At 33.2% G+C, this 26265-nt stretch carries 17 protein-coding genes and 1 riboswitch; of the genes, 13 read left to right on the top strand and 4 right to left on the bottom strand.

Features of this window, described 5'->3' with window-relative positions:
* Positions 1–79 precede the first annotated feature (79 nt).
* From B2741_RS12130 to B2741_RS12115, 4 genes are all read left to right on the top strand, one after another.
* Entirely contained in the window at positions 80–2341 is a 2262-nt protein-coding gene (locus tag B2741_RS12130) for a glycoside hydrolase family 20 protein (protein ID WP_291139284.1), read from the top strand.
* Positions 2341–3339, top strand: coding sequence for an isoaspartyl peptidase/L-asparaginase family protein (locus B2741_RS12125; protein ID WP_291139281.1), 999 nt, complete (start codon positions 2341–2343; stop codon positions 3337–3339). The genes B2741_RS12130 and B2741_RS12125 overlap by 1 nt, the downstream gene beginning before the upstream one ends.
* Before the next feature lie 81 nt (positions 3340–3420).
* Positions 3421–4101, top strand: coding sequence for a copper homeostasis protein CutC (locus B2741_RS12120; RefSeq protein ID WP_291139278.1), 681 nt, complete (start codon positions 3421–3423; stop codon positions 4099–4101).
* Between the two features lie 60 nt (positions 4102–4161).
* On the top strand, positions 4162–6636 hold the full coding sequence (locus B2741_RS12115) for a beta-mannosidase (protein ID WP_291139275.1): 2475 nt from the start codon (positions 4162–4164) through the stop codon (positions 6634–6636).
* 32 nt (positions 6637–6668) lie between these two features.
* On the opposite strand, the gene B2741_RS12110 is transcribed toward B2741_RS12115, so the two are convergent.
* Together B2741_RS12110 and B2741_RS12105 are read right to left on the bottom strand one after the other, a co-directional pair.
* On the bottom strand, positions 6669–7283 hold the full coding sequence (locus B2741_RS12110) for a deoxynucleoside kinase (RefSeq protein WP_291139272.1): 615 nt from the start codon (positions 7281–7283) through the stop codon (positions 6669–6671).
* A complete protein-coding gene (locus B2741_RS12105) occupies positions 7283–8026 on the bottom strand; it encodes a hypothetical protein (protein ID WP_291139269.1) in 744 nt (247 codons plus the stop codon). Before B2741_RS12105 ends, B2741_RS12110 begins: the two co-directional genes overlap by 1 nt.
* Before the next feature lie 175 nt (positions 8027–8201).
* Between B2741_RS12105 and B2741_RS12100 the strand changes: the two genes are divergently transcribed.
* Both B2741_RS12100 and B2741_RS12095 read left to right on the top strand, forming a co-directional pair.
* The gene (locus tag B2741_RS12100) at positions 8202–9110 is read left to right on the top strand and encodes a GLPGLI family protein (RefSeq protein ID WP_291139266.1); all 909 of its coding nucleotides are present in this window, start codon (positions 8202–8204) and stop codon (positions 9108–9110) included.
* 16 nt (positions 9111–9126) lie between these two features.
* Positions 9127–11871 carry a TonB-dependent receptor gene (locus B2741_RS12095; protein WP_291139264.1) on the top strand — a complete coding sequence of 915 codons (2745 nt, stop codon included), beginning with the start codon at positions 9127–9129 and terminating at the stop codon, positions 11869–11871.
* Between the two features lie 47 nt (positions 11872–11918).
* On the opposite strand, the gene B2741_RS12090 is transcribed toward B2741_RS12095, so the two are convergent.
* Entirely contained in the window at positions 11919–12998 is a 1080-nt protein-coding gene (locus tag B2741_RS12090; RefSeq protein WP_291139263.1) for an RDD family protein, read from the bottom strand.
* 80 nt (positions 12999–13078) lie between these two features.
* Positions 13079–14329 carry a methionine adenosyltransferase gene (metK, locus tag B2741_RS12085; protein ID WP_291139261.1) on the bottom strand — a complete coding sequence of 417 codons (1251 nt, stop codon included), beginning with the start codon at positions 14327–14329 and terminating at the stop codon, positions 13079–13081.
* Between the two features lie 287 nt (positions 14330–14616).
* Between metK and B2741_RS12080 the strand changes: the two genes are divergently transcribed.
* The 7 genes from B2741_RS12080 to metH all read left to right on the top strand — a co-directional run bounded on the left by B2741_RS12080 (position 14617) and on the right by metH (position 26235).
* On the top strand, positions 14617–15537 hold the full coding sequence (locus tag B2741_RS12080) for a T9SS-dependent choice-of-anchor J family protein (protein WP_291139259.1): 921 nt from the start codon (positions 14617–14619) through the stop codon (positions 15535–15537).
* A 465-nt stretch (positions 15538–16002) separates the two neighbouring features.
* On the top strand, positions 16003–17295 hold the full coding sequence (locus tag B2741_RS12075) for an O-acetylhomoserine aminocarboxypropyltransferase/cysteine synthase family protein (protein WP_291139257.1): 1293 nt from the start codon (positions 16003–16005) through the stop codon (positions 17293–17295).
* A gap of 64 nt (positions 17296–17359) precedes the next feature.
* On the top strand, positions 17360–18325 hold the full coding sequence (locus tag B2741_RS12070; RefSeq protein ID WP_291139254.1) for an alpha/beta fold hydrolase: 966 nt from the start codon (positions 17360–17362) through the stop codon (positions 18323–18325).
* A gap of 5 nt (positions 18326–18330) precedes the next feature.
* Entirely contained in the window at positions 18331–20745 is a 2415-nt protein-coding gene (gene thrA, locus B2741_RS12065) for a bifunctional aspartate kinase/homoserine dehydrogenase I (RefSeq protein WP_291139251.1), read from the top strand.
* Between the two features lie 124 nt (positions 20746–20869).
* Positions 20870–22054 carry a trans-sulfuration enzyme family protein gene (locus tag B2741_RS12060; RefSeq protein WP_291139247.1) on the top strand — a complete coding sequence of 395 codons (1185 nt, stop codon included), beginning with the start codon at positions 20870–20872 and terminating at the stop codon, positions 22052–22054.
* A gap of 142 nt (positions 22055–22196) precedes the next feature.
* A riboswitch (SAM riboswitch) is annotated at positions 22197–22302 on the top strand.
* 96 nt (positions 22303–22398) lie between these two features.
* Positions 22399–23400, top strand: a complete 1002-nt coding sequence (locus B2741_RS12055; protein ID WP_291139244.1) for a homocysteine S-methyltransferase family protein — start codon at positions 22399–22401, stop codon at positions 23398–23400.
* Between the two features lie 159 nt (positions 23401–23559).
* Positions 23560–26235: a methionine synthase gene (metH, locus tag B2741_RS12050; RefSeq protein ID WP_291139241.1), complete on the top strand. Its 2676-nt coding sequence runs from the start codon at positions 23560–23562 to the stop codon at positions 26233–26235.
* Positions 26236–26265 lie beyond the last annotated feature (30 nt).

Below are 26265 nucleotides of genomic sequence, written 5' to 3'. Positions count from 1 at the left end.
TTTTTCAACACAAATAATGAAAACCGTACAGCAATGTGCGGTTTTTTTATTTAATTTTAGCCAAACAAACACAACTCCAATGAAATATAAAATACTGATTTTGTTGTTGCTTATTTCTGTAATTAGCATGGCGCAAAAGAATCTTAATTTAATTCCGAAGCCGCAAAACATTGAATATCATTCTGGTTTTTTTGTTCTGAACTCGAAAACCGTTATTCAAGCAGATGAAAATTCTTTTGAAGCAAAGTATTTACAACAAATCATAAAGCAACAATTAGGATTAAATTTAGAAATTACAACTTCGTCTAAAGCAAAGTCTAAAATTATTTTTTTAACTAAAATTATCGAAGAGAAAAAGACTTTCAAAGAATGGTATAATTTGTCAATTTCAAAGAATGAAGTGGTTGTAAAAGCAACTGAAGCTCACGGAATTTTCTACGGTATTCAAACATTAATTCAATTATTTCCATTAGAGAAATCACTCGAAATTAAAATAGCTTGTTTAAATATAACTGACGAACCCAAATTCCAATGGCGTGGCATGCATTTAGACGTTTGTCGTCATTTCTTTCCAAAAGATTTCATCAAAAAATACATTGATTATTTAACGATGTACAAAATGAATACCTTTCATTGGCATTTAACCGATGATCAAGGTTGGCGTATCGAAATCAAAAAATATCCCAAATTAACCGAAGTTGGTGCTTGGCGAAACGGCTCCATGATTGGACATTACACTGATCAAACTTTTGACGATATTCGTTATGGCGGATTTTATACCCAAGATGAAATCAAAGAAATTGTAGCTTACGCCAAAGAACGCCACATCACAATTGTTCCCGAAATCGAAATGCCAGGACACGCTTTAGCTGCTTTAGCATCGTATCCTGAATTTTCTTGTACAGGCGGACCTTTTGAAGTAGGTAAAACTTGGGGCGTTTTAGAAGATGTTTTTTGCTCTAAAGACGAAACGTTTACTTTTTTAGAAAATGTTTTAACGGAAGTAATTGAGTTGTTTCCTTCCGAATACATTCACATTGGTGGTGATGAATCTCCAAAAGTACGTTGGAAAAGTTGTCCACATTGTCAAAAAAGAATCAAAGATGAAAACTTAAAAGACGAACACGAATTACAAAGTTATTTTATCCAAAGAATCGAAAAATTTGTCAACAGTAAAGGTCGAAAAATAATCGGTTGGGATGAAATTTTAGAAGGCGGATTAGCACCAAACGCAGCCGTAATGAGTTGGCGTGGCACCGAAGGCGGAATTGCAGCAGCAAAACAAAAACATTTTGTAGTGATGTCGCCAGGTTCACATTGTTATTTCGATCATTATCAAGGCGAACCCAAAAACGAACCGATTGCTTTTGGAGGTTATACCAATGTTGAAAAAGTGTATTCTTTTAATCCAATTCCAAAAGAACTTTCAGCAGAAGAATCTAAATATATTCTAGGTGCTCAAGCCAATCTTTGGACGGAATATATCAATACGCCAGAACACGCAGAATACATGTTGATGCCAAGAATGGCAGCGCTTTCTGAAGTGCTATGGGGAACTTCAAATCCCAATAATTATAAAGAATTTGAAAAAAGATTGATTTCACATTTTGAAATCTATGATAAAAAAGGAATCAATTACAGCAAAGCCATTTTTGAAGTAACTTCCAAAGTACAACCTGCCGAAAACGGAGTAGCATTCGAATTAAAATCTGTCAATCCAAACGGAATCAAATACACCACGGATGGTTCAGAACCGAATGCTAATTCGATTTCTTATGAAAAACCAATTATTGTTACTAAGAACCAAACCATAAAAGCGACTTATTTTGAAAATGGAAAAGCAAAAAGTGCCACTATCGAACAACCGTTTTTCATCACTAAATCAACGGGTAAAAAGATTGAATTGGTACATCAACCGCATGAAAATTATGGCATCGGTGGAAGTTTTACTTTGGTAGATGGAATGAAAGGAAACACTTCAAAATTCGGAAGAGATTGGTTAGGCTTCTGGGGAAAAGATATGAATGCCACTATCAATTTAGGAAAAACTGAAACGATTTCAAAAATCAGCATCAATATACTTTCATCAGAAGGAAGTTGGATTTATTATCCAAAAAGCATCGTAATTTCAGTTTCAAATGATGGAGAAAATTATATTCCAGTTACAATAGTTACTTCTAAAGAAATTTATGAAAATAAAGGAAGAATTGTAGTTGAATTCGATAAACAAAATGTTCAATTTATAAAAGTCATAGCAGAAAACAACGGAATTATTGCCGATGGAAAGCCTGGAGCTGGTTCTAACAGTTGGTTATTTGTAGACGAAATAAGTGTAGAATAATGACAAACAGAAGAAATTTTTTAAAAACAACCGCATTAGCATCTGCTGGAGTAGCATTTCAGGCTTTCAATGGAAAATCTGATGAAACTGAAATGGATATTAATTCAGGAAAAGTGAATAAACCAATTGTGCTTTCTACATGGAATTTTGGATTGCAAGCCAATGAAGCCGCTTGGGAAGTACTAAAAAATAAAGGTCGCGCTTTGGATGCTGTAGAAGCTGGAGTAAAAATTCCAGAAGGCGATGTAAATGAAAGAAGTGTGGGTTACGGCGGTCGTCCAGATAGAGATGGTCGCGTAACATTAGACGCTTGTATTATGGATGAATTTTCGAATATTGGTTCGGTAGCTTGTTTGGAACACATTAAACATCCTATTTCTGTAGCAAGAATGGTCATGGAAAAAACACCTCATGTGATGTTGGTAGGTGAAGGCGCTTTGCAGTTTGCCATCGCACAAGGATTTCAAAAAGAGAATTTATTAGTTGAAGCTTCCGAAAAAGAATGGAAAGAATGGCTAAAAACCAGTGAATATTTACCAAAAGCCAACATCGAAAACCATGACACCATCGGAATGATTGCTTTAGATGCGCAAGGTAATCTATCGGGCGCGTGCACTACAAGTGGTATGGCATTCAAAATGCATGGTAGAGTAGGAGATTCTCCCATTATTGGTGCAGGTTTGTATGTGGATAATGAAATTGGAGCAGCAACAGCAACAGGTCACGGCGAAGAAGTCATCCGAATTACAGGTTGTCATTTGGTAGTGGAATTAATGCGTCAAGGAAAATCACCTCAAAAAGCTTGTGAAGAAGCCGTTATGCGAATTGTAAAACTGACACAAAATCGAGGAAAAAATCTAAAAGACATACAAGTTGGCTTTATAGCCTTAAACAAAAAAGGAGAATACGGTTCGTATTGTGTGCAAGGTGGTTTCAATTATGCCGTTCATGATGCAACCGGAAATAAATTAATAGATGCGAATTACTTTTTGAAATAATTTTTTGCCACAGATTAAAGGATTTTAAGGATTATTTAATCCGTGAGAATTTGTGTAATCCGTGGCTAATATTCATGACTTATGTTCCAAAATAAAAAAATCGAAATCGCTTGTTTTAACCTTGAATCTGCTCTAATTGCTCAAAATGCTGGAGCGGATAGAGTGGAATTATGTGCAGACATGTCGGTTGGTGGTACAACTCCAACAATAGAAATAATACAACAAGCTCGCGAAAATCTAAGCATCGATTTATATGTGATGATTCGCCCAAGAGGAGGAAATTTCGTTTACTCAGAAGCAGAATTTAAACATATGAAATCCGAAATCGAAATCATCAAAAAGTTAGGAGTCAACGGATTTGTTTTCGGGAATTTGAAGGACGATAAAACAATTAATCTCGAACAAAATAAAGTCTTAGTGGAATTAGCAAAACCATTTCCATGTACATTTCACAGAGCTTTTGATGCCGTTTCGAATTACGAACAAGCATTGGAAGATGTCATCTCGTGCGGATTTTCAACCATTCTAACTTCTGGAACTTTTCCAAATGTCATGGAAGGAAAAGAAGTTTTAAAACAATTAGTCATTCAAGCCAATAATCGCATCGAAATAATGCCCGGTGGCGGATTGCGTTCAATCAATATTTTGGAATTAAATGAAATGGTAAATGCCAATTGGTACCATTCATCCGCCATTACCGATGTAAGTGAAACCGCAAACCCTGATGAAATAATACAATTAAAGAAAAAGTTGCAATCTTAAATGAACTTAAATGAACTTCTTTAATTTGATGCTTTCACTTTCAAAACCTATGTGACTTATATGTTTAAAAAAATAACATTATTTCTAATTTTCATTTGCTATTCCATTTTTGGACAAACTTCCTATCGAAATTTGTCAACAGAAAACTGGACATTCTACAAACAAAACGAAGCAAAAAAATACAAGGCAACCATTCCCGGAACTGTTCACACCGATTTATTTCAAAACCAATTAATTCCTGATCCGTTTTTCGGAGCCAACGAAAAAAAATTGCAATGGATTGAAAATGAGAATTGGGAATACGAAACACATTTTACACTATCAGAATCAGAACTAAAAAATCAAAATATCGATTTGGAATTTGAGGGTTTGGACACGTATGCAACCATTTTTTTGAACGGAAAAGTAGTTTTAGAAGCCAATAATATGTTCCGAAAATGGACTATTTCTGCCAGATCACATTTGAAAGTGGGAACCAATCATTTAAAAGTTGTTTTTCATTCGGCAGTCCAAAAAGGGAAAGAAGAAGCGAAAAAATTATCTTATACTTTACCTGAAAAAAAACGTGTTTTTGTTCGAAAAGCGCAATATCAATTCGGTTGGGATTGGGGACCACGATTCGTTACGGCAGGAATTTGGAAGAAAGTACAATTGAAATTTTGGAATTCGGCTAAAATTGAAAACATAAAATTCAGTCAAGTTGAATTGAATGACAAAAAAGCGATTTTAGAATTCACAACCGAAATTTACGTTTCCAAAGCAAAAACGATTCAGCTAAAAATCAATGACAAATCTCAAACTTTCAATCTTAAAAAAGGAAAGAATAAAATCAAAATGCCATATGAAATTGCGAATCCAAAATTGTGGTGGTGTAATGGATTAGGCGAAGCAAATTTGTATCCTTTTGCTGTTGAAATCAGTCAGAAAAACCAGTTATTGGATTCAAAAAAATTAAATATTGGTTTGCGAACTATCGAATTAATTCAGGAAAATGACCAACATGGAAAAAGTTTTTATTTCAAATTAAATGGGAAATCGGTTTTCATAAAAGGTGCTAATGTGGTTCCGCCAGATAGTTTTTTACCACGAGTTTCTGATTCCACTTATTTTTCTTTAGTCGAAAATGCTAAAAAAGCGAATATGAACATGCTTCGTGTTTGGGGCGGTGGCGTTTATTTTGATGATGCGTTTTATGAAGCTTGTGATGCTAACGGAATTTTAGTTTGGCAAGATTTTATGTTTGCTTGTTCGATGTATCCGGGCGATGAAAAATTTGTTGAAAATGTAAAACAAGAAGTAATTGATAACGTGAATCGTTTACAAAATCATCCAAGTATTGCGATTTGGTGTGGCAATAATGAAAACGACGAAGGTTGGCACAATTGGGGTTGGCAAAAACAATTCAACTATTCCAAAGCAGATTCCACCCAAATTTGGAACGATTACAAAAAAGTATTTCACGGAATGATTCCGCAGACATTAGATAGTTTACTTCCGAAAGAAAAAAACATTTATTGGTCTTCGTCACCTTCGATTGGTTGGGGAAGAAAAGAAAGTTTGTTGCAAGGTGATTCGCATTATTGGGGCGTTTGGTGGGGAAAAGAACCGTTTGAAATTTATGAGAAAAAAGTGGGGCGTTTTATGAGTGAATATGGTTTTCAAGGCTTGCCAAATTTGGAAACCTTGCAAAAAGTGATGGATAAAGAAGATTTGAATTTCTCTTCCGATGCTTTTAAAAATCATCAAAAACACCCAACAGGTTACGAAACCATAAACGAGTACATGGAACGCGATTATGTGGTTCCAAAAAATTTTGAAGATTACTTATATGTTTCCCAATTGTTGCAAGCTCGTGGAATGAAAACCGCAATTGAAGCCCACCGAAGAGCCAAATCATATTGTATGGGAACACTATATTGGCAATTCAATGATTGTTGGCCAGTTACGTCTTGGAGTTCGTTGGATTATTATGGAAATTGGAAAGCGTTTCATTATCAAGCGAAGCGAAGTTTTGAGAACGTGCTTTTGTCAGCCGAGGTAACGGATAGTGGAATTTATAAGTTTTTTGTTATCAATGATGGAATGCAAAATTATGCTGGAGAATTAAAAGTTGAAATCAGAAATTTTAAAGGTCAACTATTATGGGAGAAAAAGGCATATTGTAAATCAGATGCTAGTTCAAATGTGTCAGCTATTTTATTGCCTTTTCCTTCATTAAAGGAAATTGATACACAAAATTCATATATAAAATTAGAATTTATTTCAGGCGATAATCATTTTGAAAGTGCTTTCTTTTTTGATAAACCAAAAGATTTAAAATTATCAAAACCAAATATCGAAATCAAAACTATTGATGAAGTAACTATTGAAATTTCTACCGATGTTTTAGCGAAGGATGTTTTTCTGTATTCGGAAAATGATACTTTTTTTGAAGAGAATTATTTCGATTTATTTCCTAATGAAAAGCGAATCATCAAATTATCGAAACCAGTTCAAAATATTAAAGTGAAATCGTTGTTTGATACATTGAAATAAAAAAAACGCCTCAATTGAGGCGTTTCATATATCTAAAATAATCCGTTTAATTCGGCATCAATTCGGTTGATGATGTTTCCTAAATCTTCTGGATTGTTAACAAAATCAATATTGTCTACATCAATAATTACTAATTTTCCTTTGTCGTAAGTTTGAATCCATGCTTCGTATCTTTCGTTCAAACGACTCAAATAATCAATTGAAATCGAGTTTTCATAATCTCTTCCTCTTTTGTGAATTTGGCTTACTAAATTCGGAATCGAACTTCTTAAATAAATCAATAAGTCTGGCGAACCCACTAAACTTTCCATTAATTCGAAAAGCGAAGTGTAATTATTAAAATCTCTGTTTGACATTAATCCCATTGCGTGAAGATTAGGTGCAAAAATATGTGCATCTTCATAAATGGTTCGGTCTTGAATAATGTTTTTACCACTTTCACGAATTTGCAACACTTGACGAAAACGACTGTTTAAGAAATAAATTTGAAGGTTAAAACTCCAACGTTCCATTTGGTGATAAAAATCATCTAAATAGGGATTGTCTACCACATCTTCAAAGTGCGGTTCCCATTTAAAATGTTTGGCTAATAATCGAGTTAACGTTGTTTTTCCTGCTCCAATATTTCCTGCTACTGCTATGTGCATTATGGTAAAATTAATTTGTAATTAGTAATTTCATTTTGGGTAAAAATAGACAAAATTCCATCTCTAAAGAAAAATTTTGAAATGATTTTTTTATCAATTGCTATTTTACTGCTACTCTTAGAAGTTAGGTTGTAATAAAACAATTGATTCTCCAATTGATAAATAGAATTGCCGTTTTTTGTTAGCTGAATCGAATCAAATTTTGGTAGATTTCCTAATTTTTCAATCGTACCATAAATCGAAATGCGATATAAATTCAAATTAGCATCTGTCCAATAAAAATGCGTATAATCGGATTCGTAATACAAAATTGGATTTTCAAGCATAGTAGAAATCCACTTAAATGTATCTGTATTTACATTGTATAAGCCTATTTTTGATGAAATACCATCGTAAATCCAAATTTGATTTTGGGAAGACAACGCCACTGATTCTAAAGTAACAGGAGTTGATTTTAAATTAAAATCTATTTTTTTGATTTCGTTTAATTGATTGTCTAAAAGCACTACCATGTTGAAATTTTTATAGAAAACTACAATTTGTAGCGGATTTTGAATATCAACTCGAGTAATTTTTCCAAAGCCCAAATTATTGTATTGATAGGTTGTGGATTCGCTATTCTTGATTAAAATATTGTTTTTGATGCTGTAATTATTCTGTTGATTATCAAAACCTAAAAAAACATCACATTCTATTTTTATACTATTTTGTTTTGTGGTAGAAATTAGTTCTTGACTTTTCATTGAAAAGCAGAACAAATTTAAAATTAATATAAATAGTGTTTTTTTTACCAGCATCGTTAAACTATTTCTGAAAATCAGGGTCTAATATACTACTTAAACACAAAAATAGAAGTTAAATTGTGTAACAAAATGCACTTTTTGTAGTCTATATATACATCTATAACATCTGAAAAGAATGAAAAAAATTATTATTGCTTCGATTTTTATGATTTCTGGGTTTCTAAATGCTCAGAATTTTCAAGGAATGGCGGTTTACGAATCTAAAACGAGTACGGCTGATTTCATGAAAGGAATGGGTGGAAACCGTGAGATTACTCCCGAAATGCAAAAACAAATAGAAGAGCGTATGAAAAAAATGTTTGAAAAAACATTTATTTTAAATTTTGATAAAACCGCTTCTATTTACAAAGAAGAAGAAAAATTAGATGCACCAGGTCAACAAGGAGGAGGAAGAATGATGATGTCCATGATGGGAGGTGGTGGAACACACTACAAAAATGCAAAAGACAAGCAATATATTGTAGACAAGGAGTTCTTTGGGAAAGAGTTTTTAATTAAAGATTCGTTACCAAAATACGATTGGAAATTAGAAGGGGAGTCAAAACAAATTGGTAATTATACTTGTTTTAAAGCAACAGCAGTAGTGAAAGTGAGTGAGTCTGATTTTAGAAATTTCAGATTTAGAAACAGGAATAATGAAAAAGAAGGTGATAAAAAAGCAGAAACAGTAAAAGATACTGCAAAAGCTAAAAAGACCAATTTTACAGATGATTGGGAAATGCCTAAAGAGAATACTATTACAGCTTGGTATTGTCCTGAAATTCCTGTGAATCAAGGTCCAGAAAATTATTGGGGATTGCCAGGTTTAATCTTAGAAGTTAACGATGGGAAAACAGTGATATTGTGTTCTAAATTAGTTTTAAATTCTAAAGAAAAAGTTGAAATAAAACCTGCTTCTAAAGGAAAAGTGGTAACTCAAAAAGAATATGACGAAACCGTGAAAAAGAAAATGGAAGAAATGCGTGAAATGAATTCAGGTCCAGGCGGTCAACGAGGTGGATTTAGAATGGGTGGCGGACGTTAATTTTCAAAAAAATCACATGAAAAAAATATTTTTTATCTTTATAATGGCACTTACTACAAGTGCCTTTTCTCAAAATATACGTTTCGAAGGTACTGTTAAAGATACTACAGGAGTAGGTTTGGAAATGGCTAATATTATGGCGATTAACCAACAAACAAAAGCCATGGATGCTTATGCTATTACAAACGAAGCGGGAAAATTTATCCTAAATTTAAAAGCGAGCACGGCTTATACACTTAAAGTAAGCTATATTGGTTTTCAAACATTTGAAAAATCGGTTACAACTGGAACAACTACAATGAATTATCCAGTGGTTTTAAAAGAAGGGACGCAGTTAAATGAAGTAGAAATTGTACATGAAATGCCAGTGAGTGTTTCAGGTGATACAATTATTTATAATTCGGATTCGTTTACTAATGGCACCGAACGAAAGTTGGAAGATGTATTGAAAAAGCTTCCAGGTGTTGAAGTAAATAAAGACGGTGAAATTGAAGTCGAAGGTAAAAAGGTTCAAAAAGTAATGGTGGAAGGAAAAGATTTCTTTGATGGTGACACGAAGTTAGCTACCAAAAATATTCCAGCAGACGCTTTAGATAAAATTCAAGTTTTACGTAATTATAACGAGGTTTCTAATTTAAAAGGATTAGAAAATAACGAAGAAAGTATCGCCATAAACATAAAACTTAAAGAAGGGAAAAAGAATTTCTGGTTTGGAGATATGACGGCCGGAATTGGTGTTGGAATGGAAGACACTCGATTTATAGTTAATCCGAAGTTGTTTTTCTATAGTCCGAAATACAGTTTAAATGTAATTGCTAATGTGAATAATATTGGAGAATTACCATTGACGGCTCAAGACTATTTCAAGTTTACGGGTGGTTTTAAAAATATGATGCGTAAAGGTGGTTCATCTTTCAATGTGGCATCTAATGACTTAGGAATTATGGGACTTCGTAACAATCAAGCAGCTAATATTGAATCTACCTTTGGAGCGGCTAACTTTAGTTTTAATCCCTCGAAAGCTTGGACTTTAAGTGGTTTTGGAATTTTATTAGGAAATAAAACAGAAATTGAAACTACAACGATTTCAAATCGTACAGATAATTTACCTGACGGAACAACCGAAACTATAATAGAAAATCGCGAAGATTTTACGAGACAAGATAGTAAACAAGTATTGTTTAAATTGAGTTCGAGTTATGTGCCATCAGAGAAAGTACATTTTGATTATGATGCGTTAGTTAAGTTTTCTGACCAAAAAGAAAATACAAGTGTGTTTTCAAGTTTGTTATCTGATATTTATACAGGAAAAGAGCAAAATCCTTTTTCGATAAATCAAAATCTTAACTATTATTACACGTTAAGTGATAAGCATGTTTTTGCTTTTGAAATGCAGCATTTATATCAAAAAGAAGATCCGTTTTATAATGCTAATTTAGAAATGTTACCTTTTGCACCACTATTAACAGGATATGTTGATGAAGGTGCAGGAGTAAGAGACGATATAACACAAAATCGTTTTGTGCAAACAAACAAAGTGGACACAAAGTTTGATTATTATTATATGTTGACTCCAAAAAGCAATATCAATTTGACTTTAGGAAACACCTATTCATATCAAAATTTTGACTCTTCAATTTTCCAGATATTAAACAATGGAACACAAAATAATCTAACAGATGCAACTTCAGTAAATGATGTAAATTATGCGTTTAATGATGTGTTTTTAGGTGTACACTATAAATTTATGCTAGGTAAATTTACTTTTAATCCAGGATTTAGTGTACATCAATATAATATGAATGATGAACAACTTGGAACATCGAACAAGCAATCTTTTAATAGAATTTTACCTGATGTGTACGCATTATGGCAGATTAAAAAATCGGAAACGTTAACTTATAATTATTCGTTAACCAACAATTTTACAGATATTAATAAGTTGGCACAAGGTTATGTGTTTTCGAACTACAACAGCTTATTCAGTGGAAATAGATTTTTAGAAAATTCTACATCTCAAGTTCATTCTTTGCGTTATTTTAAATACAACATGTTTAATTTTGAGAATATTTTTGCTAATATTTCGTACACGAGACAGCTTGAAGCTATTAAAAATAGAGCATTATTAGTAGGCGTAAATCAAATTTCATCATCAGAAAATATGAATTCTAATTTTCCAGATGAGAGTTTGTCTGCAGCTGGAAATTATGGTCGTTCTTTTGCAAAATATTACAAAGCAAATTTAAGAGTTGGAGTAAATTGGTCTAAATCGAACAATATTCGTGTTTATCCTGACGCTGACACCGATCCAAATAACAATCCATCTGAAGTGCAAACCATCGAATCCTATTCTCAAAGTTATGGTTTGAGCTTTTCAACGAATTATAAAACATTACCAAACTTAACGTTGGGGTATAATTATTCAATTAATGATAACTTTTCGGATATAATTTATGTGGATAGTCCAACGGTTACTTTGGAGTATTTCTTCTTAGATGCATTTTCATTTGTTTCGGAGTATTCTTATTTTCATAATAGAAATAAAGCCAAAACAATTGATAGTGAATATGATTTCTTAACAGCAAGCTTAATGTATCAAAAGAAAAATAGTAAATGGGAATGGAAACTATCAGGAACCAATTTATTAGATACTAAATCTTTAGATACTAATAGTTTTAGTCAATTAGGAGGAACAAGTACTTTTTCAAGTTATAGAGTTCAGCCGAGATTTGTTATTCTGAGTTTGAAGTATACTTTATAGTAATTCAAGAAAAAGACCATAACTAAGTTATGGTCTTTTTTTGAAAATTAAAATTTATCCCAAATTCCATTTATGATAGATGCTATAAAAATGACTAATAAAAATAAAATGGAGTAAATTTTTGTGTTTAAGTTTTGTTTGTTCTTCAAAACAGTGGTGTTAGATAGTTCGTCGTGCCAGCCATTTTTACCAAAAAAACTAAAAGCTTCAAAAGGTATTAATCTAATAAATGTTCTTCCAGTTATTGTAGTGAAATTAAGTTTATTTTCAGATGTAGCATAAACTTGTGTTTCTGTTAAAGCTTTTGCCGGAGAAATATGAAATATTCCTTCGCTCAATAAATAATAAATAATTCTTCCGAGCGCTATAAAAAGTAGAAAAAGAACATTTTCGCCAATTTCAGAGCCTAATTCATTAATTGAGTCTCTGTATTCTTTACTTTTTGCCAATCCAAAGATGTAAGGAGAAAAAATTAAAATAACAAAAAAAGTATCAAACAAGTAATTTAATAATCGATCTCCTATGCTAGCTTTTTCAAATGGCAATTGTATTGCTTTTTTTTCGAGAGATTGATTCATTATTTCTCTAGCACTAACTCTTTCGGTTGAATTTGTTTTAATCTCTGGTTTTGGCACTTCTATTTCCACAGGCATTAATTCTTTTAGTGAATTCAAATATACAAGTGCTTTATAGGCTAAGAAAAGCCAAAAGATATCTATGAAAATATAGTAAAGAGTTAAAAAAGTATAGGTTTTGATTGATTCTGTAATATTAAATAGTAAAAAAAACAAGTGAACAGATTTTGCAATAAAGAAAAACAACATGGCCAAACGCAGTAAACGGGTTTTCTTTTCGTTACTGATAAAGTATAATAAACTTCCAATTAATAAAACGAATGTAAAAATGATACTATTAAGTGGGATAATTCTGTAACTTCCTTCTTCGGCTAACGGAATTTCTAATTCATTTTCAAAAAGAAGAAAATCAAATCTAATTGAGCTGAAAAAATTAAAAATATGTATCACATATTCAGAATTGTTTTTGATTAAGAATTCAAAATCAATGAAATAAATTAAAGTTCCAAGAATACAATAGAAGATGGAAATAAGAGTAATTTTGTTTTTCATAAGAGTGAGAATTTTTTTTGCAATATACAAAAATGCCTGATTAAATTAATAATCAGGCATTTTCTGTAGTTTTGATTTTGTTAAATCTTAAAAGCAGCTTTTACTTTATCTACGAAATCTAATTTTTCCCAAGTAAACAATTCAACAGAAACAGTTTTTGTTAAACCACCTGGAGCAGAGAATGTTTTGGTTACGGTTTCTGGAGTTCTTCCCATGTGTCCGTATGCAGCAGTTTCGCTATAGATTGGATTTCTAAGTTTTAAACGTTGTTCAATAAAGTAAGGACGCATATCAAAAATGCTTTCTACTACTTTGCTGATTTCTCCATCAGTTAAGCTTACTTTTGCAGTTCCATACGTATTTACGTTGATAGATGTTGGTTCAGCAACTCCAATTGCATAAGAAACTTGTACTAAAATTTCATCAGCTACACCGGCAGCGACTAAGTTTTTAGCAATATGGCGTGTCGCATAAGCAGCAGAACGGTCTACTTTAGATGGGTCTTTTCCAGAGAATGCTCCACCTCCGTGTGCTCCTTTACCACCATAAGTATCTACGATAATTTTTCTTCCTGTTAAACCAGTATCTCCGTGAGGTCCTCCAATTACGAATTTTCCTGTTGGGTTAATGTGGTATTTAATTGCATCATTAAATAAATGAGCGTATTGAGGATTTTTAGCGATTACTCTTGGAATCAAAATCTCAATAATATCTTTTTTAATTTTTGCTAACATTGTTGGTTCATCAGCAAAATCATCATGTTGAGTTGAAACTACAATAGCATCAATACGAACAGGTTTGTTATCATCAGAATATTCTAAAGTAACCTGAGATTTAGCATCTGGACGTAAGTAAGTGATTTCGTTGTTTTCTCTTCTTAAATCGGCTAAATCTTGTAATAATTGATGAGATAATTTCAATGCTAACGGCATGAACTCAGCAGTTTCATTTGTAGCATAACCAAACATCATTCCTTGGTCGCCAGCACCTTGCTCTTCTTTACTTGCTCTGTCAACTCCTTGGTTAATATCGGCAGATTGTTCGTGAATTGCAGATAAAACACCACAAGAATTTGCTTCAAACATGTATTCGCTTTTTGTGTAACCAATTTTTTTGATTACATCTCTTGCGATAGTTTGTACATCTAAATAAGTGTTTGATTTTACTTCTCCAGCTAAAATTACCTGACCTGTTGTAACTAATGTTTCACAAGCTACTTTTGATTCAGGGTCAAATGCTAAAAAGTTATCAATTAATGCGTCTGAAATTTGATCCGCAACTTTGTCAGGATGTCCTTCACTCACTGATTCTGACGTAAATAAATAAGCCATAATAAATTATTTTTAAAATTTAGCGAGGAAAAATAATTGCAGAGATTGCGTAAAGGAGTAGTAACACTGCTTTAGCATTTTTTTAATGAGGTTGCAATCAGTTCAAATTTTTCCTCTTTGTTTTCGTTTGCAAATGTATGAAATGAAATTGAAACTTTAATTTTTCTTGCTATTTTTTTTAAAATAGTTCTTTTGTCGATACTTTTTTACATTTTATCGAAGATTAATTTTTTAATAAAGTGTTATGCATATTTTTATATTTATTAAAACTATAAAAAGCATATTTTATGAAAAAAACATTACTTTCTTTGTTGTTAGTTCCTTTTTTTGGAATTTCACAAAATCAATTCTCTTTTGGATTTGACGGCACTACGGCAGCAATGCTTTCAGCGGGATGGCAGTCTACGAATCAGAGCTCGCCTTCAACGACTTCTTTATGGACAATTGCTTCGTATACCACGCCTTTAACAAATCCGTTATTTGGTAGTGGTAATACAACGACGGTTCCGGTAGGACAGGCCGGTGGAAATAATTCTTTTGCTTTGGTAAATTATACAAGTACTACAGGAGCAGGAACAATTAGTAATTGGTTGATTACGCCAGATATTACAGTTCAAAATGGAGATGTTGTTACGTTTTATTCTCGTAAAGGTACCGATGGAACAATTGATTATCCTGATAGATTGGAGTTAAGAATGAGTACAGCAACTACTACAGTAATTCCTTCAGGTGGTTCGTCTGGTTTGGGGTCTTTTACAACAGTTTGTACTACAGTTAATCCATCTTTATTAGGAGGCTTTGTATATCCAAAAGCATGGACACAATATTCGTATACTGTTTCGGGATTAGCGGGACCAACATCTGTAAAATTTGCATTTAGATATTTTGTTACTAATGGAGGGCCTTCAGGAGCTAATTCTGATATTATTGGAATTGATACATTCTCTGTAGATAGAACATTAAGTTCTGATTCTTTCTTTAAAAATAATTTTTCGGTTTACCCAAATCCGGTTACTAATGTGTTGAATATTTCTATGAAAAATGAAATGATAATCAATAATTTGTCAATTACCGATTTAAATGGTAGAGTGGTGTCTTCAAGTGATTCAAGTACTTCAATTGATGTTTCAAATTTATCTCCTGGGGTTTATTTCATTTCTATTGAAACATATGAAGGGAAAGGAACATCTAAGTTTGTGAAAAATTAATTTTATTTCAAATAATAGATTTTAAAAGAGGCAAAAGCCTCTTTTTTTGTTTATTTTAGATTTTGTTTTTATGGTTCACGTTGTTTTTAGATTAAAAATCTATAATATAAAAATAAAATAACAAAATTTAGAAAAATAATCTATTTATTTTTTTATTGTAGAAAATAAATCTAATTTTGCCCTATCGAACTAAAAGAAATAGAAAATGAACTTTACAATGTGCAATATGTGTATGATGATGTGGAACAATCCGCAGAGGAAACCTATTGCATAATTTTAAAAGTAAATTAATTCAATATAACCTCTGTCGAAAGCAGAGGTTTTTTTATTTCTAAAAATCAACAAAATAATGAAAATAGCCATTTATAATCCAAGACGATGTTGTCGAATGTGTAGCTGAATCAAACTCAGTAAAATCAAAAAAATACATTTAAAAAATACAATAACATCAAAAATAAAAATATCATGAGCACAAATAAATTTGCAACAAACGCATTACACGCAGGACACGACTTAACTAAAAACGCAGGGACAAGAGCTGTTCCAATTTACCAAACTACTTCCTACGTGTTCAATAACTCAGACCACGCTGCCAATCTTTTTGGTTTAGCCGAAGCTGGTTTTATTTATACAAGATTAAATAATCCAACAAACGATATCTTAGAACAACGTTTAGCTAAATTAGAAGGCGGAATTGGAGCTGTCGTAACCGCTTCAGGATCCGCTGCTATCTCAACCGCTTTGTTAACTTTATTAAAAGCTGGAGACCACATTGTAGCTTCTAACAGTTTATATGGCGGAACATATAATTTATTAAATGTGACTTTGCCAAGATTAGGCATCACCACAACATTTGTTGATCCATCAAATCCAGAAAATTTCTTAAATGCAGCTCAAGAAAATACTAGAGTGTTCTTCGCCGAAAGTTTAGGAAATCCAAAATTAGATATACTCGATTTAAAAGCCATTTCAAAAGCAGCACAAACCTACAAAGTGCCTTTTATTGTGGATAACACAGTGGCAACACCCTTTTTGCTAAACCCAATAGAACACGGAGCCAATATCGTAATTCATTCTTTAACCAAATACATCGGTGGAAACGGAACTTCTCTTGGAGGAGTCATCATCGATGCAGGAAATTTCGATTGGAGCAACGGAAAATTCCCAGAATTTACTGTACCTTCAGCAGGTTATCACGGATTAAAATATTATGAAGTGTTAGGAGCAGCTTCGTTCATCGCAAAAGTTAGAATCGAAGGTTTACGTGATTTAGGTGCTTCTTTGAGTCCATTCAACGCATTTCAAATTATTCAAGGTTTAGAAACATTGGCTATCCGAATTAAAAAACATAGTGAAAATGCCTTGGAATTAGCCAAATGGTTGCAAAAACGTCCAGAAGTGGCTTGGGTAAATTATCCTGGTTTAATTTCTTCAAAATATTATGATTTAGCCCAAGAATATTTGCCAGAAGGACAAAGTGGAATCGTAACTTTTGGATTAAAAGGTGGTTATGAAGCTGCTAAAAAAGTAGCTGATGAGACTCAATTTTTCTCTTTATTGGCAAATATTGGCGATACAAAATCATTGATTATTCATCCTGCAAGTACAACGCACCAACAATTGTCAGAAGAACAACAAATTGCAACCGGAGTAACGAAAGATTTAATTCGTTTATCAGTTGGATTAGAAGATATTGAAGATTTGAAAGCCGATTTACAGAGTGTTTTCGAAAAATTGCCAGTTCAAAATTTAGTTTAGGTTTTTGTTTGTTTGAAGGCTGCCGATAGACCTACCTAAAGGCAGTCTTTTTTTTAAAAGAAAGATGAGTAAAATTCAAAAAATAGTGTTTCAAAATGTTCCATTGCAAAATGGAGTTGTGCAAGCAAAAGTGATTTTGTCCTATCAATTGTTCGGGCAACCAGTTGGTTCTGCACCTTTGGTAGTGGTGAATCATGCTTTAACTGGAAATTCGGAAGTAATTGGTGAAAACGGTTGGTGGAAATCATTAATTGGTGATGATAAAATTATCGATACCAAAAAATATGCAGTTTTAGCTTTCAATATTCCTGGAAACGGTTACCAAGATGCAGAAAATTTGATTCAAAATTATCAAGATTTCACCACTCACGATGTCGCTAATTTATTTTGGAAAGGAATCGATTCGTTTAAAGTCAATCAAGTTTTTGCAGTGATTGGTGGGAGTTTAGGCGGAGCAATTGCTTGGGAAATGGCTGCGATTCGACCAAAAGCAATTGCAAATTTAATTCCGGTAGCAACAAATTGGAAAGCTTCTGATTGGTTGGTTGGAAATCTGTTAATTCAAGATTTAATTCTGAATAATTCCAAAAATCCAATTCACGATGCCAGAATTCATGCTATGTTATTGTATCGAACACCGGAATCATTGCAAGAAAAATTCCACACCCAATTGCAAAATTCGGAAGGATTATTTCAAGTGGAAAGTTGGTTGTTGCATCACGGAGAAAAATTGCAAAATCGATTTCAACTTTCGGCTTACAAACTCATGAATCATTTATTGAAAACTACGGATATTTTTAAAAACAACAATAAATCAGATGTCATAAAAAATATCTCGTCAAACATTCATCTAATCAGCGTGAATACCGATTACTTTTTTTCGGCAAACGAAATTAAAACCGCATTTCTGGAAATAAAAAACTACAAAAACAACGCATTTTATCACGAAATCAAATCCATTCACGGACACGATGCTTTCTTGATTGAATTTGAACAACTAAACAACATACTTAAACCTATATTTAATTAGAAAAAATGAAAATATTAAAATTTGGAGGAAAATCATTAGCAAACGGAGAAGGATTACAAAAAGTAATTCAAACCATTGCTCAAAAATATTTCAATAACGAACCCATCGCAGTCGTAGTTTCGGCAAGAGGAAACGCTACAGACGAATTGGTAATTTTACTAAAAAAAGCACAAGCCAACATCAATTTTCAAGCGGATTTTGAACAATTCAAAAAATACCAATTAGAAGGTTTGAAAGAAAATATCTTCGAAGAAGAATTCTCTGTTTTACAGAAATTGTTAGAAGGCGTTTCGCTTTTAGGAGATTACAGCGAAAAAATTAAAGATCAAGTCATTGCGTATGGCGAAATTCTTTCGGCAAAATACGTGGCTTATGTCTTGAACGAAAACAGCATCAAAGCACAATTTTCAGATGCACGCCAATTGATAAAAACGGATATAAATTTTGGAAATGCACAACCAATTGATGCTGTTTCAAAGCGAAACGTATTAGATTATTTCGAAAAAAATGCTGACAAAGTAAATATAGTAACCGGTTTTATAGGTTCAACGTTACACAACGAAACCACTACTTTAGGAAGAAATGGTAGTAATTACACCGCTTCATTATTAGCGAATTACTTAAACGCTGAAGAATTTCAAAATTTCACACACGTTGACGGAATTTTCACCGCCAACCCAGATTTAGTTGCTGATGCAAAAAAAATCGAGCGATTATCGTTTAACGAAGCGAATGAGTTAGCAAATTTTGGAGCACAAATTTTACATGCCAAAACCATTATTCCATTAGTAGAAAAGAATATTCCGTTGCGAATTCTAAATACGTTCAATTCTGAAAATGACGGAACGTTAATTACTTCGGAACAAACCAATGAAGGCATCAAATCGCTTTCGGTTTTAACCAATGTGTCGTTGATAAATTTAGAAGGAAGAGGTTTGTTAGGGAAAACAGGAGTTGATGCACGAATTTTCCGTGTGATGGCTGAAAATGATATTAGCGTGAGTATTATTTCGCAAGGTTCTTCGGAAAGAGGAATTGGTTTAGTAGTGAGTTCTGATAAGGCTTCCAAAGCATTAGTTGGTTTGGAAAAAGAATTTGAAACCGATTTTTACACGAAAGATGTCAATAAGATTTCGGTAAATGATAACATTGCTGTGATTTCGATTATTGGACAAGATTTAACGAATTTTCATAAACCATACACGGCTTTAATTCGAAATAAAATCACACCAATTTTGTTGAATAATACTGTTACAGGAAGAAACATTAGTTTGGTTATCAGTCAAGATGAATTCAAGCGAGCTTTAAATGTAATTCACGGCGAAATTTTTGGTGTGGCAAAAAAAATCAACATCGCTATTTTCGGTCACGGAACGGTTGGCGGAACTTTGATTTCTCAAATTTTAGAATCGGCAAAAAACATCGAAAAACGAAAAGGTATTAAGCTAAATGTATTTGCGATTGCGAATTCAAATAAAGTGTTGTTGAATAAATTCGGAATTAGCGAAAATTGGAAAGCAACTTTAGAAGACAAAGGTCAAGATTATAAAGTGGAAGATATTATCGCTTATGCAAAAGAACATCATTTGGAAAATTTAATCGCAATAGACAATACTGCAAGTTCGACTTTCATTGAAAATTACATTTCGCTAGCCGAAAATAGTTTTGATTTGATTTCGTCTAACAAAGTCGCGAATACAGTAAGTTATGATTTCTATAAAAAACTACGAAAAGTGTTGAAAGACAACCAAAAAGAATATCTATACGAAACCAATGTAGGTGCAGGATTACCTTTAATTGATACAATAAAATTACTGCATTTATCAGGTGAAAATATCACAAAAATAAAAGGCGTTTTTTCAGGAACATTGAGTTATTTATTCAATAATTTTTCAGTGGAAGAAAAGAAATTCAGCGAAGTATTACAAGAAGCCATCGACAAAGGTTTTACAGAACCCGATCCAAGAGAAGATTTAAACGGAAACGATGTGGGTCGAAAATTATTAATCTTAGCCCGCGAATTAGATTTACAAAACGAATTCGAAGAAATCCAAATCCAAAATTTAATTCCAGAACCTTTACGAGAAGGAAGCGCAACTGATTTTTTAAAACGCTTATCCGAATTAGATGGAATTTACCAAAACATCAAAGATGCTCAAGGACCAAATGAAGTGTTGCGTTACATCGGCGAATTATCTGGTGATTTACAACAAGACAAAGGAAAATTGGAAGTGAAATTAATCTCTGTTCCAGCCAATTCTGCTTTAGGTTCCTTAAAAGGTTCGGATTCTATTTTCGAAATTTATACAGAGTCGTATGGCGAACAACCTATCGTAATTCAAGGTGCTGGAGCAGGAGCATCTGTTACTGCAAGAGGTGTTTTTGGCGATATTTTACGCTTATCCGAAAAAAAATTATAACCACCCAAACTCAAAACCTGCAAGATTTTAAAAGTCTTGTGGGTTTTATCCTTAAATGAACTTAAACTATTCTTTATAAGTCAAGTTAAACTTACATAACTTATATGTTAAAAATAAACCAACCATGAGTAACCAAAATTTAGGATTAGAAACCCAAGCCATCAGAACGCAATTAGAACGCACACAATATTTAGAACATTCTGTTCCGCTATATTTAACTTCGAGTTTTATTTTTGAAGACGCTGAAGACATGCGAGCTTCCTTTGCAGAAGAGAAAGAACGCAATATTTACAGCCGATTTTCCAATCCCAACACATCCGAATTTGTAGAGAAAATTTGTTTAATGGAAGGAGCAGAAGACGGCTACGCTTTTGCAACAGGAATGGCAGCGGTGTATTCAACTTTTGCTGCTTTATTGAATTCAGGAGATCATATCGTTTCAGCAAGTAGTGTTTTTGGTTCCACGCATACGTTGTTTACCAAATATTTTCCAAAATGGAATATTACAACAAGTTATTTCGATGTCAATAAACCAAAAACAATTGAAAATTTTATCCAACCAAATACGAAAATTCTTTATGCGGAATCACCAACCAATCCAGCAGTTGATATTCTAGATTTAGAATTGTTGGGTAAAATTGCAAAAAAGCACAATCTGATTTTAATTATCGATAATTGTTTTGCAACGCCATACATTCAAAATCCTATTCAATTCGGTGCCGATTTAGTGATTCATTCTGCAACCAAATTAATCGATGGTCAAGGTCGTGTTTTAGGTGGAGTAACCGTTGGACGTTCTGATTTAATCCGTGAAATTTATTTGTTTTCTCGAAATACTGGACCCGCTCTGTCACCTTTTAATGCTTGGGTATTGTCAAAAAGTTTAGAAACGTTGCCAGTTCGTATCGAAAAACATTGCGAAAACGCTTTAAAAGTAGCCGAATTTTTAGAAAATCATCCAAATGTGGCTTCTGTGAAATATCCATTTTTGAAATCGCATCCGCAATATGATGTCGCAAAAAAGCAAATGAAATTAGGCGGAAATATTGTAGCGTTTGAAATCAAAGGCGGAATTGAATCTGGGAGAAAGTTTTTAGATAAAATCAAACTATGTTCGTTGTCTGCGAATTTAGGAGACACACGTTCGATTGTTACACATCCAGCTTCAACAACGCATAGTAAATTAACAGAGGAAGAACGTTTAGCGGTAAGTATTACAGATGGTTTAGTACGCGTTTCTGTTGGTTTGGAAACCGTTCAAGATGTAATTAATGATTTGAATCAGGCGTTAGAAAATAAGACTTTTTAAATCATTTTGTAGATTTATATTCTTAATTTTGTTTTAAATTTAGAGTATAAATCTATAAAAAATATATTTTAAATGAAATTTTAGAAAATATTTCATTATTTCAATTTTGTCACTACATTTGCAGAGTTCATAAACATACTGTTTGTTATCACGAAAGCTGGAGGGAATAGACCCTGCGAAAGCTTAGCAACCCTACACTTGTAGAAGGTGCTACATTCTATTTCGATTTTATCGGAAGCAGATAACCTAAGGAAATTTTTTTCCAATTTCTTGATAACATATTAATAATATAAACTTTGTGAAACTCTGTGAAAACTTAGCGTAACTCTGTGTAACAAAAAAATATGTCAAAAATTCAAGAAGAAATCAAAAAACGAATTCTCGTGCTCGATGGAGCTATGGGAACGATGTTACAACGTTATAAATTTGAAGAAGAAGATTTCAGAGGCGAACGCTTCAAAGACTTTCCGCATCCTTTAAAAGGAAACAACGATTTGCTTTCCATTACCCAACCAGAAGCTGTAAAATCAGTTCATCGTGCTTATTTTGAAGCCGGTGCTGATATTGTAGAAACCAATACTTTTTCGGGAACAACTATTGGAATGGCCGATTATTATTTGGAAGATTTAGTCTACGAATTGAATTTTCAATCGGCAAAAATCGCTCGTGAAGTAGCTGATGAATTTGCTGATAAACCAAGATTCGTAGCAGGTTCCATCGGTCCAACAAACAGAACAGCATCTATGTCACCTGATGTAAATGACCCAGGATTCCGTGCGGTGAGTTTTGACGATTTAAAAATCGCTTACAAACAACAAGTTGAAGCTTTAATTGATGGTGGTTGCGATTTACTTTTGGTAGAAACAATTTTCGATACCTTAAATGCGAAAGCCGCTTTGTTTGCAATTGAAGAAGTGAAAGAGGAACGAAATGTTGATATTCCAGTAATGGTTTCAGGAACAATCACCGATGCTTCTGGAAGAACACTTTCAGGACAAACGGTTGAAGCTTTTTTAATTTCGATTTCACATATTCCATTGTTAAGTGTAGGTTTTAATTGCGCTTTAGGTGCTGACCAATTGAAACCATATTTAAAAAGACTAGGAAATAATACATCGTTAAATATTTCAGCACATCCAAACGCTGGTTTGCCAAATGCCTTCGGACAATACGACCAAACACCAGAGGAAATGCAACAATTAATTCGGGAATATTTACAAGAAAATTTAGTGAATATAATAGGTGGATGTTGCGGAACAACACCAGAACACATCAAATTAATTGCTGAGGTTGCAAAAGAATTCAAACCACGCACCGTAGAGAAAACGCATGCGTTGTCTCAATAATTGATTTATCAATTATTTAAAATAAAACAATGAAGAACAGAACAATAAAAATAAATTTCGAATCATTTTTAAATTCACAACGATGTTGGGTTTGTCAATATGTTAGTGATAGTAAAATATTTTGGAAGGATGTTGCAAAACACTATAAAAGAATAAGTAATGAGTTATAATTCCGATAAATATTTAAAATTATCAGGTTTAGAACCTTTGATTGTAACTCCAGAAACCAATTTTGTAAATGTTGGAGAACGAACAAATGTAACGGGTTCGCGTAAATTTCTTCGTTTAATTAAAGAAGAAAAGTACAACGAAGCGCTTTCGGTTGCACGTGAACAAGTGGAAGGAGGAGCGCAAATCATCGACGTCAATATGGATGAAGGGATGTTAGATGGCGTTTATGCGATGACCAAATTTCTTAATCTAATCGCCGCGGAACCAGATATTGCAAGAGTTCCTGTAATGATTGATAGTTCCAAATGGGAAATTATAGAAGCGGGTTTGAAAGTCATTCAAGGGAAAGGTGTGGTGAATTCGATTTCTCTAAAAGAAGGAGAAGCTACTTTTATTCATCATGCTAAATTAATTAAACGATACGGAGCAGCTGTAATTGTTATGGCTTTTGATGAAAATGGTCAAGCCGATACTTACGAAAGACGTATTGAAATCTGTAAAAGAAGTTATGATATTTTAGTTAACCAAGTTGGTTTTCCTGCTGAAGATATCATTTTCGATCCCAATATTTTTCCAGTAGCAACCGGAATGGAAGAGCATAAATTAAATGCCTTAGATTTTTTCCGAGCGACAAAATGGATTCGCGAAAATCTTCCGTATGCAAATATTTCTGGTGGTGTGAGTAACGTGTCTTTTTCTTTCCGTGGAAACGATAAAGTACGAGAAGCCATGCATTCCGCATTCTTATATCATGCCATCCAAAATGGAATGACAATGGGAATCGTAAATCCTGAAATGTTAGAGATTTATGATGAAATTGATCCCATTTTATTAGAACACGTTGAAGACGTTTTATTAAATAGACGTGAAGATGCTACCGAACGTTTATTGGATTTAGCCGAAAGTTTCAAAGGCGATATAAAATCGAATGAAAAAGCTATTGCCGAATGGCGAAATGGCTCGGTTCAAGAGCGATTAACACATTCATTAGTAAAAGGAATCGACGAATTTATCGAAATTGATATTGAAGAAGCGCGTCAGTTGGCCAAAAAACCAATCGAAGTGATCGAAATCAATTTGATGGCTGGAATGAATGTGGTGGGTGATTTGTTTGGTTCAGGAAAAATGTTCTTGCCACAAGTTGTTAAATCCGCTCGTGTGATGAAAAAAGCGGTGGCTTATCTCCTCCCGTATATCGAAGCTTCAAAAGATGGTTCTACTTCGTCAAGTGCTGGAAAAGTATTGATGGCGACTGTAAAAGGCGACGTACACGATATTGGTAAAAATATTGTTTCAGTAGTTTTAGCTTGTAATAATTTTGAAATCATCGATTTAGGTGTGATGGTTCCGCCTGAAAAAATCATTGAAGTTGCGGTTAAAGAAAATGTAGATATTATCGGTTTGAGCGGTTTGATTACACCTTCTCTAGATGAAATGGTGTATTTGGCCAAAGAAATGGATAAATTGAATATCAAAATTCCAGTAATGATTGGTGGTGCAACGACTTCTCGTGCGCATACAGCTGTAAAAATTGCTCCTGAATATAAAGAAACCGTGGTTCATGTTAATGATGCGTCTCGTGCGGTAACAGTAGCAACCAATTTATTACAACCCGATACTAAAATTACTTATGCAAAATCACTTCGTGAAGAATATGATATACTTCGTGAAGGTTATCTAAATAGAAGTCGTGAGAAAAATTTCTTATCGATTGAAGAAGCGCGTAAAAATAAATTCAAAATCGATTGGAATACGTTCGAACCAGTAAAGCCAAATTTCATTGGAACAAAAACTATTGAAGTTGAACTTTCAGAATTAGTAGATTTCATCGATTGGACACCCTTTTTTCAATCGTGGGAATTGTATGGAAAATTTCCAGCGATTTTAACTGACGAAATTGTAGGGGAACAAGCCACTCATCTTTTTGAAGATGCACAAAAAATGCTTTCTCAAATTGTTTTAGAAAAATGGTTCACTGCAAAAGGGATTTTGGGAATTTTTCCAGCCAATACAATCAATGATGACGATATCGAAGTAAATCTTCCAGCTTCCAGCTTCCAACTTCTAACTTTAAGACAACAATCACAAAAAACAGTTGGAGCTCCAAATATCGCATTGGCGGATTTTATTGCTCCAAAAGAAATTGGTAAACAAGATTATATTGGATGTTTCTGTGTTTCAACTGGTTTTGGTGTTGATGAAAAAGCTTCTGAATTTGAAAAGCAATTAGATGATTACAATTCGATTTTGGTAAAAGCTTTGGGAGATAGATTAGCAGAAGCTTTTGCAGAATATTTGCATTTAAAAGTGCGTAAAGAAATTTGGGGTTACGCTTCTGATGAGGTGTTGTCAAATGAGGAATTAATCAAAGAAAAATACAAAGGAATTCGTCCCGCGCCAGGCTATCCTGCTTGTCCTGACCATTTGGAAAAACCAACAATTTGGAAATTATTAAATGTAGAACAAGAAATAGGAGTAAAGCTTACTGAAAGCATGGCAATGTGGCCAGCGTCATCCGTTTCAGGGTATTATTTTGCGAATCCAGAAAGTAAATATTTTGGTTTAGGAAAAATTAAAAAAGACCAATTAGAAGATTACGCCAAAAGAAGAAACATAAGTGTTGAACAAGCCGAAAAATGGCTCTCACCCAATTTAGCAGATTAAATATTTGTTTCAAGTTTAAAGTTTCAAGTT

Origin of the sequence: Flavobacterium sp. UBA7663 (assembly GCF_002483315.1) — a bacterium.
Taxonomy (GTDB): Bacteria; Bacteroidota; Bacteroidia; order Flavobacteriales; family Flavobacteriaceae; genus Flavobacterium.
Note: the sequence above shows the minus strand (reverse complement) of the source record. Positions and strands in the feature narration are given on the sequence as shown.